The 13,981-nt window shown below is 63.2% G+C and carries 13 protein-coding genes; 4 read left to right on the forward strand and 9 right to left on the reverse strand.

What is annotated here, in order from left to right; translation table 11 throughout:
- Positions 1–167 precede the first annotated feature (167 nt).
- Together OVA12_RS23105 and OVA12_RS23110 are read left to right on the forward strand one after the other, a co-directional pair.
- Complete coding sequence (locus OVA12_RS23105; RefSeq protein WP_268141176.1) at positions 168–1,313, forward strand: porin; 1,146 nt, start codon at positions 168–170, stop codon at positions 1,311–1,313.
- A gap of 778 nt (positions 1,314–2,091) precedes the next feature.
- Complete coding sequence (locus OVA12_RS23110; protein WP_268141177.1) at positions 2,092–3,234, forward strand: porin; 1,143 nt, start codon at positions 2,092–2,094, stop codon at positions 3,232–3,234.
- Positions 3,235–3,391: 157 nt separating this feature from the next.
- Here OVA12_RS23110 and OVA12_RS23115 read toward each other — a convergent pair whose 3' ends face one another.
- Positions 3,392–4,309, reverse strand: a complete 918-nt coding sequence (locus tag OVA12_RS23115) for an alpha/beta fold hydrolase (RefSeq protein WP_268141179.1) — start codon at positions 4,307–4,309, stop codon at positions 3,392–3,394.
- Positions 4,310–4,555: 246 nt separating this feature from the next.
- Here OVA12_RS23115 and dapA point away from each other — a divergent pair, with 246 nt between their 5' ends.
- A complete protein-coding gene (dapA, locus tag OVA12_RS23120) occupies positions 4,556–5,434 on the forward strand; it encodes a 4-hydroxy-tetrahydrodipicolinate synthase (RefSeq protein WP_268141181.1) in 879 nt (292 codons plus the stop codon).
- Positions 5,435–5,491: 57 nt separating this feature from the next.
- Positions 5,492–5,965, forward strand: coding sequence for an SsrA-binding protein SmpB (smpB, locus tag OVA12_RS23125; protein WP_268141183.1), 474 nt, complete (start codon positions 5,492–5,494; stop codon positions 5,963–5,965).
- Positions 5,966–6,287: 322 nt separating this feature from the next.
- Here the strand turns inward: smpB and parC are convergent, their stop codons facing one another.
- From parC to pyrE, 8 genes are all read right to left on the reverse strand, one after another.
- Positions 6,288–8,537: a DNA topoisomerase IV subunit A gene (gene parC / locus OVA12_RS23130; RefSeq protein ID WP_268141184.1), complete on the reverse strand. Its 2,250-nt coding sequence runs from the start codon at positions 8,535–8,537 to the stop codon at positions 6,288–6,290.
- Between the two features lie 90 nt (positions 8,538–8,627).
- The gene (gene recO, locus OVA12_RS23135) at positions 8,628–9,401 is read right to left on the reverse strand and encodes a DNA repair protein RecO (RefSeq protein WP_268141500.1); all 774 of its coding nucleotides are present in this window, start codon (positions 9,399–9,401) and stop codon (positions 8,628–8,630) included.
- Between the two features lie 39 nt (positions 9,402–9,440).
- Positions 9,441–10,382: a GTPase Era gene (era, locus tag OVA12_RS23140; protein ID WP_268141501.1), complete on the reverse strand. Its 942-nt coding sequence runs from the start codon at positions 10,380–10,382 to the stop codon at positions 9,441–9,443.
- A gap of 118 nt (positions 10,383–10,500) precedes the next feature.
- Entirely contained in the window at positions 10,501–11,208 is a 708-nt protein-coding gene (rnc, locus tag OVA12_RS23145) for a ribonuclease III (RefSeq protein WP_268141186.1), read from the reverse strand.
- Positions 11,209–11,220: 12 nt separating this feature from the next.
- Complete coding sequence (lepB, locus tag OVA12_RS23150) at positions 11,221–11,973, reverse strand: signal peptidase I (RefSeq protein ID WP_268141188.1); 753 nt, start codon at positions 11,971–11,973, stop codon at positions 11,221–11,223.
- Between the two features lie 315 nt (positions 11,974–12,288).
- Positions 12,289–12,738, reverse strand: coding sequence for a holo-ACP synthase (gene acpS, locus OVA12_RS23155; RefSeq protein WP_268141190.1), 450 nt, complete (start codon positions 12,736–12,738; stop codon positions 12,289–12,291).
- A 22-nt stretch (positions 12,739–12,760) separates the two neighbouring features.
- A complete protein-coding gene (locus OVA12_RS23160; protein WP_268141192.1) occupies positions 12,761–13,345 on the reverse strand; it encodes a DUF2062 domain-containing protein in 585 nt (194 codons plus the stop codon).
- Positions 13,346–13,393: 48 nt separating this feature from the next.
- Positions 13,394–13,975: an orotate phosphoribosyltransferase gene (pyrE, locus tag OVA12_RS23165; RefSeq protein WP_268141194.1), complete on the reverse strand. Its 582-nt coding sequence runs from the start codon at positions 13,973–13,975 to the stop codon at positions 13,394–13,396.
- Positions 13,976–13,981: the final 6 nt, after the last annotated feature.

The following is a 13,981-nucleotide window of genomic DNA, read 5'->3' on the forward strand; positions in this document are numbered from 1 at the left end:
CCTGATATTGCGAGTGGCTTGCGAGCCACGCTGACTTGCCCTCCAAGGACAACATGCTCCTCTCTGGTGGCCAATTCAGACGAAATCGCGGGGGAACGGCGGAGATGACCGCGGCCGGCATGCCGTTGAAGTGTCCGTCAATAACTGACTGATTTGGAGTTCACGCAATGAACCTTAAGAGCATCATGCTCGGCGCGGCTGCTGCCGCTGCTGCTGTCACCGGCGCCCAGGCTGCCGATCTTCCGGTCGCTCCGGAGCCGGTTGACTACGTCCGCGTTTGCGACGCTTTCGGCGCACGCTTCTTCTACATCCCGGGCACCGAGACCTGCCTGCGCGTTGGCGGCCGTGTTCGCGTTGACTTCTACTTCAACGACTTCGGTGACAAGCCGAACAACTGGAACCGCGCTGGCAACGGTACCTCGACCCGTGCACGTGGCTACCTGTACCTCGACGCCCGCACCAACACCGAATACGGTCTGGTCCGCGCTTACACCACCATGATCATGACCCGCGACTCCGGCGGCGCCAGCGGCTTCGATCTGGACAAGGCATTCATCCAGTTCGGCAACTTCACCTTCGGCCGCGCCGGCTCGCAGTATGACTTCTACACCGGCAACGCCTATGGCCAGGTCGGCAAGAACTGGTCTGACACCAACAGCTGGGTCGCTGCCTACACCGCTGCTTTCGGCAACGGCGTTTCGGCCACCATCTCGCTGGAAGACGGCACCTACCGCCGCGTCGGCACCGGCTTTGCTGGTCACCGCTACCCGGATCTGGTTGCCGCTCTGACGGTTGACCAGGGCTGGGGCTCGGCCAAGATCATGGCTGCTCTGCACGAAGCTCGCCTTGCTAACGCGTCCTCCAAGTCCAAGATGGGCTATGGCATCGGCGCTGGCGTCACCATCAAGCTGCCGTCGCTGGGCAAGGACGACACCATCTCCTTCCAGGCTCAGTACGCCGACGGCGCTCTGTCCTACGCCATGGGTGAGATCGACGGCGCTCAGGACGTGGTGTTCAACGCCGCGACCCGCGCGACCCGCACCTCGAAGGCCTGGAGCCTCAGCGGTGGTCTGTATCACTCCTGGACCGACACCCTGGCCAGCGGTCTTGATGTCTCCTATGGCGATGTCGACGCTCCGTTCGCTGGCACCGACTTCAGCCGTTGGTCCGTTTCGGGCAACCTGATGTGGACCCCGGTCGCCGGTCTCGAGTTCGGTGCTGAACTCGGCTACGCCAACGTCGACTTCTCGGCTCGCGGCCGCAAGGACAAGGACGAGCTCGCTGCGATGTTCCGCGTCCAGCGCACGTTCTAATCTGATCCAGCGATTGGATCTGATGAACCCCGCAGCGAAAGCTGCGGGGTTTTGTCGTTTCGGGGTAGGGGACTCGTTGCTGCGCACGTCCGCGCCGACGAGCCATTCGTCTGCATGGTTCTGTTCGTATCCCTGACAGTCTGGTTCTGATTGGGCAGCCCCCCGCTTGGTGATGCCAACTGCCGGGACGAATCGAGCTTGCTGTCCATTTCGGGCGAACTCCCGGGGGAAGGCCCGTCATTGCTGATCGAGACGACCTTCGCCACCACCGGGCGGCGTGCACCTCGCCGAGGTTGGTCAGGTAACGCTTTGCTAAGGATTTCAGCGGCTTTGCCAGGAAAACATCCTCGCGCAGCGGGATCTGCCAACCCTATGCATTGCCCAAAACCGATGTCGCAGCGATTCTTTGCGCAACGGAATCTCCCCCGGCAGACCAGGGCTGCCGTCCTGGACAAAGCCCGGATTGCGCCTCGATCTCGCCCCATTTCTTGACGGTCTCTTAAGTTCACCCCGCAACTCGTGGCTTTCCTGCAACACCGGGTTTTGAAAGCAGCCTGCAACGGGGGCGGTCGGGCTGTTCAAGGTTGAACGAAGTTTCCGGATGGGTATGGTCACTTTGCGAGCGGCTCACGGGTCGCACTGAATTGTCGTCCAAGGAAATCCAACCTCCGGCCGGTGGCAATATCAGACCAATTCGCGGGGAAACGGCGGATAGAGTTCGAGGCGCCTGCGCCAGTTCAGATGTCCGTCATTAATTGACTGATTTGGAGGTCATACTATGAACCTTAAGAGCATCATGCTCGGCGCGGCTGCTGCCGCTGCTGCTGTCACCGGCGCCCAGGCTGCCGATCTGCCGGTCGCTCCGGAGCCGGTCGACTACGTTCGCGTTTGCGACGCTTTCGGCGCTCGCTTCTTCTACATCCCGGGCACCGAGACCTGCCTGCGCGTTGGTGGCCGCGTCCGCGTTGACTTCTACTTCAACGACTTCGGCGACAAGCCGAACAACTGGAACCGCGCTGCTAACGGCACCTCGACCCGTGCACGTGGCTACCTGTACCTGGACGCACGCACCAACACCGAATACGGTCTGGTCCGCGCTTACACCACCATGATCATGACCCGCGACTCCAGCGGTTCTTCCTATGATCTGGACAAGGCGTTCATCCAGTTCGGCAACTTCACCTTCGGTCGCGCTGGCTCGCAGTACGACTTCTTCACCGGCAACGCTTACAACCAGGTCGGCAAGAACTGGTCTGATAGCAACAGCTGGGTCGCTGCCTACACCGCTGCTTTCGGCAACGGCGTTTCGGCAACCGTCTCGCTGGAAGACGGCACCTACCGTCGCGTCGGCACCGGCTTCGCTGGTCACCGTTACCCGGATCTGGTCGCAGCTCTGAAGGTTGACCAGGGTTGGGGTTCCGCCAAGGTCATGGCAGCTCTGCACGAAGCTCGCCTTGCTAACGCTTCCTCGAAGTCCAAGATGGGCTACGGCATCGGCGCTGGCGTCACCATCAACCTGCCGATGCTCGGCAAGAAGGACAGCATCTCCTTCCAGGCTCAGTACGCCGATGGCGCTCTGTCCTACGCTGGTGTGACCGAAGGCGCTCAGGACGTGGTGTTCAACGCCGCTACCCGCGCTACCCGCACCTCGAAGGCCTGGTCTGTCAGCGGTGGTCTGCTCCACTACTGGACCGACAACGTCACCAGCGCGATCGACGTGTCCTACGCTGATGTCGATGCTCCGTTCGCTGGCACCGACTTCAACCGTTGGTCCGTGTCGGGCAACGCCCAGTGGGAGCCGGTCTCCGGCCTCATCTTCGGTGCTGAACTCGGCTACGCTTCGACCGACTTCAACCGCGCTTCGCGCATCAAGGACAAGGACACCATCTCTGGTATGCTCCGCGTCCAGCGCACGTTCTAATCTGATCTAACGATTAGATTTGACGAACCCCGCAGCGAAAGCTGCGGGGTTTTGTCGTTTCAGAGAGGTCGTTGAGGGCACGCGAGGTCCGATGAGACCAGCCCCCGATCAGAAGGAGCTGAACGCTCATCCAGATCTGACGGCTGGCAATCCCGATTTAATTGTCGGCAAACTCGGTCAGGAACTCAGCGATCCGGGTCTGGCTCGCCTGATCCCAGAGCAGCGGTGCGTGGCCTTCGCCGTCGATGATCATTGTCTGCAGCTGCGGATGGCGTGCCGCCATTTGCGTCAAGGTATCCTGAGACAGAAGGTCCGAGCGCGAGCCGCGCAGGACAAGCACCGGGCGATCGGTGAGGCCCTCGAACAGTGGCCATTGATCCGGCCAGGGTGTCGCGTCATCGAGTGCGGAAAGGGTCAGGGCGAGGGCTGGGTCATAGTCCAGCACCACGCCTGCTGCGTCAGGCCGTGCCATTTGCCTGGCGAGCTTTGTCCAACCCTCAGCATCAAGCAACGGAAACTGGTCCTGCGACTGATTGCGTAGCCGGATCGCCAGTTCCTCATAGGACCCATGGCGCATTCCTTTGCCAAGTGTGGCAGCGATGCGCAGGATCGACTTCAGCTCGATCCGCGGACCGACATCGTTCAGGATGACAGCGCTCATCCGGTGTTTGCCAAACCGATGTGCCATCGCCATGGCATGAAGGCCGCCGCGTGAGGTCCCGAGCACGGCGAAGCGCTCGAGCTGAAGCACCTCCAGCCCTGCGTCAATGTCATGCGCCTCGACTGGGATTGCGTAATTGTGCCAGTCCGGATCATGGGCGCTGTCGCCGCGGCCACGATAGTCGATGGCGACAACCTTGCGTCCCATGGCCACCAGGGCATCTGCAATGTCGCTGAAGTCGCGCCAGTTGCGACTGAGACCGGGAAGGCAGACAAGCGGCAATGCGCCATTGGCGCGCACTTCGGGGTTCCAGACCCGTGCGGCCAAGGCCAGGCCATCGGGGGCCGTAAAGCGTATCAGCTCTGGTTGGACAGAGGTCTGGCTTATGTCCTCCTGCAGCAATGTATCCGCCATGCCAGCCCTCCCAGCGCCGGTCTGCCGTCGTGTGGCGCAAACTTATCAGCTTGGGCGCGCAGCGCTATACAGGGAACTGCGCAAGTCCCGGTTTCGCCGCGATTTTCCTGAAAACTGCACTTGGCGAATCCTACTGCATATTTGACGCTACGCCCGCCTAAACCGTTGCCCGATGCCGGTCAGCCAAGTATTGTGCGCCGTCTCAGGGCATGGTTGCCCTGTGTTAAGTCCAAGAGGAAACCTGAAATGTTCAAGGGATCGATTCCAGCGCTGATCACTCCGTTCCGGAATGGCGCGGTGGAAGAGAAACGCTTTCAGGACTTTGTGGACTGGCAGATCAAAGAAGGCAGTTCGGGTCTCGTGCCGGTTGGCACGACCGGCGAAAGCCCGACGTTGACCCATGCCGAGCACAAGCGCGTCGTCGAGCTGTGCGTTGAGGCAGCCGCTGGCCGTGTGCCGGTGATGGCCGGGGCAGGGTCCAACAATACCGCCGAGGCGATTGATCTTGCCCGCCACGCCGAGCAGGCGGGTGCGGATGCACTGCTGATCGTGACGCCCTACTACAACAAGCCGAACCAGGCGGGCCTCAAGGCACATTACCGCGCCATTGACGCAGCCGTCGGCATCCCGATCTACATCTACAACATCCCCGGCCGGTCGGTGATCGACATGACGCCGGAGACCATGGCAGAGCTGTTCAAGACATGCCGCAACATCAAGGGCGTCAAGGACGCAACCGCCAATATGGCGCGTGCGACCCTGCAGCGTCATGCCTGCGGCCCGGACTTTGTCCAGCTGTCGGGTGAGGACATCACCGCGCTCGGCTTCAACGCCCATGGTGGCACAGGCTGTATCTCGGTGACTGCCAATGTGGCTCCGCGCCTGTGCGCCGAGTTCCAGGCAGCCACGCTGGCCGGCGATTATGCCAAGGCCCTGGCGATCCAGGACAAGCTTGGCCCGCTGCATCATGCGCTGTTCATCGAGCCCAATCCGACGGGTGTGAAATACGCACTGTCACTGCTGGGCAAGATCGAGAACGAAGTGCGCCAGCCGCTCGTCAACATCGCTCCGGAAACCGAGGTTCAGGTTCGCGCCGCCATGGTTCATGCGGGGCTGATCAACTAAACTCACGCAAAGGCCGGCAGGACGATTTCCGTCCTGCCGCAGCCAGGAACACCAGTCATGGCCCCGAAGTCTGGCGGATCGGACCGCACCATCGTCGCCGACAACCGCAAGGCACGCTTCAACTACGAGATCGAGTCCGTCTATGAAGTCGGCATCGAGCTGCGTGGCACGGAAGTGAAGTCACTGCGGACCGGCAGAGCCAACATTCAGGAATCCTACGCCGCTGAAAAGAACGGCGAGATCTGGCTGTATAACTCCTACTTGCCGGAATATCTGCAGGCCAACCGGTTCAACCATGAGCCGCGCCGGCCGCGCCGTCTGCTGTTGCACAAGCGGGAAATTGCCAAGCTGGCCGCCGCCGTTGCCAAGGATGGCAAGACGCTGGTGCCGTTGAAAGTCTATTTCAACGAGCAGGGCCGGGCCAAGATGGAGCTTGCCCTGGCGCGCGGCAAGAAGCTGCATGACAAGCGCGAGACCGAAAAGGCCCGCGACTGGGCCCGCGAGAAGGGCCGTCTGCTCAAGACAGGCTGAGGCCGATGACAAGCCTCGACCCCACTCACGTCATCCCGGCCAAGCGAAGTGCAGAGCCGGGACCGGAGAGTAGAGCTATTGAAGTTTTAATGAATTACATCCGGTAACGCCTTGGCTCTCCGGTCCCGGATCTTCGCTTCGCTTGTCTGGGATGACGACCGACGGTTCGTCGCCGGCTACAGGCCGGCTGTCTTGCAACCTGTGCATCGCTTGTGCGCAAGCTGTGCGCAGCCTGTGGACAGCTGTGTGCAACGGCTGAAAATACCGTTCTAATTCAATCAGCTACAAAGTGCGGCACCCTGTGGACAGTTCCAGGGCTCGTTTAGAGCCCCGGAACGCCGAACTTGTTGTTGCGCGGGAAGCCGGTGGGCGGCAGGCGTCCGGCCTGGCCCCTGTCACCACGCCAGTCGGCCAGTTCGTCGAGCGACCGTGTGTAGCTGCGCCCGGAGCTGTCGATCCAGGTCAGACCTGTGGCACCGGCAAAGACGACGGCATCGGCGACACGTCCGTCGCGATAGCGCTGCAGGCGCACACCGCGTCCGCGTGACATTTCCGGAACCTGCGCCAGCGGGAAGATGACCAGCTTGCGGTTCTGACCGATGACTGCGACTTGATCGCCTTCGACGGGAATACAGAGCACGGCTTCGTTCGGCACGGTGACATTGAGCACCTGCTTGCCCTTGCGCGTATTGGCAACGACATCCGCTTCCGGCACGACAAAGCCGCGTGCCTCATCACTGATGAGCAGCAGCTTCCGGTCCGGCTTGTGCATGAAGGCGCAGACGATGTCCTGGCCTTCCTCCATGTCGACCATCAACCGGATCGGCTCGCCATGTCCGCGCCCGCCGGGCAGGTTGGCGGCGGACAGGGTGAAGAACTTGCCAGCCGTGGTCAGCAGAAGGATCTTGTCTGTGGTCTCGCCGGGGAATGCGATCTTCAGCTTGTCGCCCTGCTTGAAGGTCAGGGTCGAAAGGTCTTGCTGATGCCCCTTGAGGGCGCGAATCCAGCCCTTTTCCGAGATGATGACGGTGATCGGTTCCTTCTCGATCATCGCCTGCTGGATGTCACCAAGCGCATGTTCCGGTGCCTCGGCAACGTCCGTACGACGCTTGCCGAGCGGCGTTTCCGGGCCGTAGGCCTTTGCAATCTCGGCGGTTTCCTTCGAAAGCCGGGCCCACTGCCGTGCTTCCGAGCCGATCAGCTCCTTGAGGTCATCGCGTTCACCGGAGAGCTTTTCGTGTTCCTTGCGGATCTCGAATTCTTCCAGCTTGCGCAGCGAGCGCAGGCGCATGTTGAGGATGGCTTCGGCCTGAACGTCGGTCAGGCTGAACACCCGCATCAACTCGGCCTTTGGCTCATCCTCCTCACGGATGATCCGGATCACCTCATCCAGGTTGAGATAGGCGACCAGATAGCCTTCCAGCACCTCGAGCCGGTGCTCGATCTGGGTCAGCCGGTGTTGCGACCGGCGCAGCAGTACCTCGCGGCGGTGGTCAAGCCATTCGCGCAGGACCTGCTTCAGCCCCATCACCATCGGCACCTTGCCGAGGGACAAGACGTTCATGTTCAACGGAAATCTGGTCTCAAGCTCGCTCAGCTTGAACAGCGATTCCATCATCAAGGCCGGGTCGACATTGCGCGACCGCGGTACCAGCACGACGCGGACGTCTTCAGCCGACTCATCGCGCACGTCATCAAGCAGCGGCAGCTTCTTGGCTGTCAGCAGCTCGGCGATCTTCTCGATCAGGCGCGACTTCTGCACCTGGTAGGGGATCTCGGTGATCACGACCACCCATTGGCCGCGGCCGAGATCCTCGACGGACCAGCGCGCGCGGACGCGGAAGCTGCCGCGGCCGGTCTCATAGGCCTCTAAAAGACCCTTCGGGTCCTCGACCAGAATGCCACCGGTCGGGAAGTCCGGCCCCTTGAGATAGGCAAGCAGGTCCCGCGTCTCGGCGTCTGGATGCTTGATCAGGTGCTGGGCGGCAAGGCACAGCTCATGCGCATTGTGCGGCGGGATCGAGGTCGCCATGCCGACGGCAATGCCGGATGACCCGTTGGCCAGCAGGTTCGGGAACCCGCCCGGCAGCACGATCGGCTCGCGCTCCTCGCCGTCGTAAGTCTCTCGAAAATCAACTGAATCCTCGTCCAACCCATCGAGCAGACGCTTGGCCGTATCGGTCAGGCGGGCTTCGGTGTATCGCATCGCGGCGGCGTTATCGCCGTCGATGTTGCCGAAGTTGCCCTGGCCGTCGACCAGCGGATAGCGCTGCGCAAAGTCCTGGGCGAGGCGGACGAGGGCGTCATAGACCGCTTGGTCGCCATGCGGATGGTACTTACCGATCACGTCACCGACGACACGGGCGCACTTCTTGAACCCCGCGCCCGGATCCAGCTTGAGCAGCCGCATGGCATAGAGCAACCGGCGATGCACCGGCTTCAGACCATCGCGCACATCGGGCAGGGCCCGGTGCATGATGGTCGAGAGGGCGTAGGCGAGGTAGCGTTCCTCGAGTGCGTCACGCAGGTTGACGCCTTCGATGCCGCTCGGCGGAGTGAGGTCTTTTCCCATGCTGCATGCTTAGCCCGAAGGGGCGGGGGAGACAATTTACATGGGGCGAGAAAGGCGCGGAATCCGGCGGTTTTTCCCCGCCTTTGCACGTCAGGCGAGGGGATCGGGCATGCCGGAGAGGCCGGCCGCGGCGAAGGCCTTCTCCAGGGCGGAGGTCAGTCCGTCGCGGGTCTGCGCCAGCGAGACGCCGCGCGGAGAAAACACGTCCCTTTCGAGAAAAAAGCTGGTCAGTTTCAGACCATTTGCGACATCGCGGAAATTGATCTCGGTTCCCGGCTGCCGTTCCCCGGAAACGAGGAAGGACGGCAGGGGCAGGAGCCGGTCGCGGTAGGGGGCACCCGCATCACGGCAGACGGCGCGGCCGGATCTGGGCGACACATAGGCCAGATCCCAGTTCTGCCCCGTCGAGGCACAGCGGGAGAGGTCGAGGCCGAAGCCGAGCTCGGCGAGGAGTTCCAGTTCGAAGCGGACGAGGAGCGGTCCGGCGATCAGTGGCTCCCCCAGATGGTCAAGGACCAGGGTGAGGGCTTCGTGGACGCCGGGATGGGCAACCCGTTCGGGCATCAGGCGCGTGAGGCCGGCCAGGTGCTGCAGGCCGTAGAGGCCCAGCGGGTCGGTCAGGAGCAGGCCGGCACGGAGCGACAGCGGGTCAACGCTAAAGCTGCCGAGCTGCTCGGCAAGGCGGGCGCGCCAGGTGACTTGGAGGGAGTTGCCGGGCTGGAGCAGGGGAGCAAGCCGGCGGGAGCGGCCGCCGCGCACCAGACCGAGATGACGGCCATGCTGGCGCGTCATCACTTCGATCACCGCGCTGGTCTCGCCCTGCGCCCGGCTCGACAGGAGCACACCTTCGTCCGTCCACTCCAGTCCCACGTGACCTCCGGGATAAGTCGGGTCCCCCGAGGATCAGCGGGGGAACTCGAGGCCCATTTCGCGGTAGCGCTCCGGGTCATCCGACCAGTTCTCGCGCACCTTGACGAACAGGAACAGATGCACCGGCCGCTCGACGATTTCGGTCAGCTCGGTCCGGGCAGCCTGGGAGATGACCTTGATGGTCTGCCCCTTCTTGCCCAGTACGATGGCCTTCTGGCTGTCGCGTTCGACGTAGATCGTCTGCTCGAGACGCACGGAGCCATCCTTGCGCTCTTCCCAGAGTTCGGTCTCGACGGTCGAAACGTAGGGGATTTCTTCGTGCAGCCGCTCGAACAACTTCTCGCGGGTGATCTCGGCCGCCAGCATGCGCATCGGCGCGTCGGACACCTGATCTTCCGGGTAGAGCCAGGGGCCGGGCCGCACCTTCTCGGCAAAATAGGACAGGATGTCGGGAACGCCGTCGCCGCTGAGCGCCGAGACCATGAAGGTCTTCTCGAAGGTCACCTTCTCGTTGGCGGTCACCGCGAGCTTGAGCAGCTTTTCCCGGTTGGCGACGTCGGTCTTGTTGAGGATCAGCACCTTGGTGCCGTGTTCCTTGGCAAGGCGATCCAGGATCGTCTCGACTTCCTCGGTCAGCCCCTTGCGCGCATCGATGAGCAGGGCGGTGACGTCCGCATCACGCGAGCCGCCCCAGGCCGTGTCGACCATGGCCCGGTCAAGACGGCGCTTCGGCTTGAAGATGCCGGGCGTGTCGACAAAGATGATCTGTGCCTCGCCATGCATGGCGATCCCGCGCACCAGGGCCCGGGTGGTCTGCACCTTGTGCGTGACAATCGACACCTTGGTGCCGACGAGCTGGTTGATGAGGGTCGACTTGCCGGCATTCGGCGCACCGATCAGCGCGACGAAGCCCGCGCGCGTGGTGGTTGGCGTCAGCGCTGCCGGGTCGTGCGCACCCGGGGTGTCGGCATCCATCTGGTCCGGCTCGTCATTCTCGATGTCGTTCAATACGTTGGTCCTGTCTATGGACGTTGCCTGCACAGGTCACCCCTGTGCGGAAATCTGTCTGTCCGGGGCGCCGGGGATCCGGCCGTCAGTCGTTCCAGACGCCTTCGCGGCGAAGCATGGCTTCGGCGGCCGCCTGTTCGGCAATCCGCTTGGAGCTGCCGCGCCCCTCGGCCGGGGCATGCCGCTCGACCATCACCGCGACGATGAACACCGGCGCATGGTCCGGGCCACTGCGATCAACCACGGAATAGGTCGGCGCGGGCAGGGTGCGGGCCTGGGCCCATTCCTGCAGCGTTGTCTTGGCATCACGCAACGGACCGGAGAAGGTCAGCATACGCGGTTCCCACTGCCGGCGCACGAAATCTTCTGCGGTCGCCATGCCGGCGTCGAGATAGATCGCCGCGATGACAGCCTCGCAGATGTCGGCCAGAAGCGCGGTCTTCTGCCGCCCGCCCGTCTGGGCCTCACTCTGGCTGATGCGCATGGCATCGCCGAGCTTCAGGTCCTGGGCGATCTCGGCGCAGGTCTCGCGCTTGACCATGTGGTTGAGCCGCCGCGCCAGTTCGCCCTCATCGGCGCGCGGAAAATGCCGGTGCAGCATGGTGGCGACCGCAAGGCCGAGCACCCGGTCGCCCAGGAACTCCAGGCGCTGATAGCTGCCGCCGGCTTGCGGCGAGGCGAGCGCACTGGCATGCGTCAGGGCCTGCTCAAGCAGGCCGATATCGCGGAAGCGATGGCCGATCCGGTCCTCGACGCGGGAGAGCGGATCGCCGATGGTCAGGCGTGAACTCATGGTGCTGCCGGGTCAGAGCGGGGTGAACATGCGATCCCAGCGCACGGTCCAGGGCCATTGCCAGAACATCCAGGCGGGCTGACCATCGGAGACGGAGAAGAAGATCACTTCCGCCCGGCCAACCAGGTTTTCGAACGGAACATAGCCGACGCTCGACTCGACACGGCTGTCGGAGGAGTTGTCGCGGTTGTCGCCCATCATGAAGTAGTGGCCGGCGGGAACCTTGAACACCTTGGTGTTGTCGCCAAAGCCGCGGGCGTTGAGGTCGAGCGTGTCGTAGCTGACGCCGTTCGGCAGGGTTTCGCGGAAGCGGGCGACCGGCTGGCTGACGCCAAAGGAATCCTTCTCGACAAAGTCGGAGATCCGCTCGCGCTTGACCGGCGTGCCGTTGATGTGCAGGGCGCCATCGATCATCTGGATCTCGTCGCCCGGAAGGCCGATCACGCGCTTGATATAGTCGGTGGAATTGTCGCTTGGCAGCTTGAAGACGACAACATCGCCGCGCTCAGGTTCCGCGCTCCAGATCCGGCCCGAGAACGGCGCAAGACCAAAGGGGAACGAATAGCGCGAATAGCCGTAGCTGTACTTGGAGACGAAAAGATAATCGCCAATCAGCAGCGTGTTCATCATCGACCCCGACGGGATGTTGAACGGCTGGAACAGGAGCGTGCGCACCACCAGCGCCAGCAACAGCGCCTGCACGATCACCTTGACGGTCTCACCGAGACCGCCCTCCTGGGCCTTCTTGTTGTCGGTCACGCTCATCGGATCCTTCATCCTTCACTTCGCCGCCGCAGGCGAAATCTCGCGACTTGTACCGGTTCAAGGCTGCACTGGCAACGGACGACAGGATTACAGCTTCGCAATGTTGGGTGGGGGAGGCCGTCGCCACTTGCATCTCCGGGTCATCCCCGCCTTGTGCGGGGATCCAGCTGGTCCGATGCAGACCCGCCAGGCCTTGCGCCCTTTCGACGCCGCTTGGATCCCCGCACAAGGCGGGGATGACCGCGGTGCGAGAATGCCTCGCCAAGCGTATCAATGGCATAGGCCTGCTCAGAAGAATGAGCGCTGCCCCGATCCTCACGCCTCGCTCGGATCGTCCTTCAGGGGCGGGGAGGGGGGCTCGGGCCAGTCGGAGGGCCAGGCGGAAATGACGACGAAGGCCTGGGCAAGGGGATAGTCGTCGGTGATGGTGAGATCGATGCGGGGCCGGAAGCCCTCGGGCGTCAAGGCGGCGAGGCGTTCAGCGGCGCTGCCGGTCAGCTGCAGCGTGGGGCGGCCGGAGGGCAGGTTGACGACGCCCATCTCGCGCCAGGCAACGCCCATGCGGATGCCGGTGCCGAGCGCCTTGGAACAGGCTTCCTTCGCCGCAAAGCGTTTGGCGTAGGAGGCAGCCCGTTCGGCCCGGCGATCGGATTTTGCCCGTTCGATCTCGGTGAAGACCCGCGCGGCAAAGCGCTCGCCGAACCGTTCCAGCGTCTGCTCGATGCGGCGGATGTCGCAAAGATCGCTGCCGATGCCGAGGATCATGACGAAGGGGCCTTTCGCAGGGTCACTCCGCCGGGCGCTCGCCGGCGGTCATCGCGTCATGGCGCAGGGCAAGGCGCTGCCGCTTGCGCTCCTGGTAGGCCTGGACGCTGACATAGACCGGAATGTAGCAAAGAATTCCGCACAGGATGCCAAGCGGAATGCCGCCAACCACCATCGGCTCGATGATGGGGAGCAGCGTGTCGAGCGACTGGGCCAGAAGATCGGCATGCATCAGCCCATGGGTCGCATCGGCGGCGGTGTCCAGGCTGCCGGTTCCCAGGATCACATGGCCGAGCTTGTAGGTCGCGGCCCAGATGAAGGGGAAGGTCAGCGGATTGCCGACCGCCGTGCCAAGCGCGGAGGCAAGCACATTGCCGCGCACGATCAGCGCTGCGGCTGCCGCGATCATGAAGTGAAAGCCCATGAAGGGCGTGAAGGACGCAAAGGCGCCGCAGGCAAACCCCAGTGCAACCGCATGCGGGGAGGCGGTCAGCCGCAGCACGCGCTTGCCATAGTAGCGGAAGGACCGCGCCCAGCTGGCCCGCGGCCAGACAGCCACGCGCAGCTTTTCAAATCGGCTTGGCGGTGTGCGGCGTTGAAACAGCATCGGGCGCTAGGGCCTCCGGCGTTTGGTGTGTCCGTGTCTGTGTCCGTGTCAGGCCAGGTTCCGGCTTCCCGGCTTGACCGGCGGAATGGCGGCGAGCTCTGCAGGAAGATTGTCAGGATCGTATGAAGGAACCTTATACTGCGTCAGCGCCACCAGCGGGACGCTGACATCCGCCTCACCGGCCGAACGGTCGATCAGGCAGGCAACGCCAACCACATCGGCGCCGATCGCCTTCAGCGCATCGACGGTCTCGCGGCTGGAGAGGCCGGTGGTGACGATGTCCTCGACGATGATGACGCGGGCACCCGGCTCAAGGTCAAAGCGGCGCAGACGGAACTGGCCGCCCTCGCGCTCCACCCACATCGCCGGCACGCCAAGATGGCGCGCCGTCTCGTAGCCCGGAATGAGCCCGCCAAGGGCCGGCGAGATGATGTAGTCGATGCGGCCGAGGTTGGCAGCGCGGATCTTGTCGGCGAGGGCCTTGCAGAGCTTCTCGGTCTTGTCCGGATGCATGAACACCCGTGCCTTCTGCAGGAAGACGGGGCTGCGCAGGCCGGAGGAAAGGATGAAGTGACCTTCGAGGATGGCGCCTGCCTCACGGAACAGGGCCAGGACGTCGTCCTGAGTCATGCAAGT

It is taken from the genome of Pannonibacter sp. SL95 (assembly GCF_026672425.1).
Classification (GTDB): Bacteria; Pseudomonadota; Alphaproteobacteria; order Rhizobiales; family Stappiaceae; genus Pannonibacter.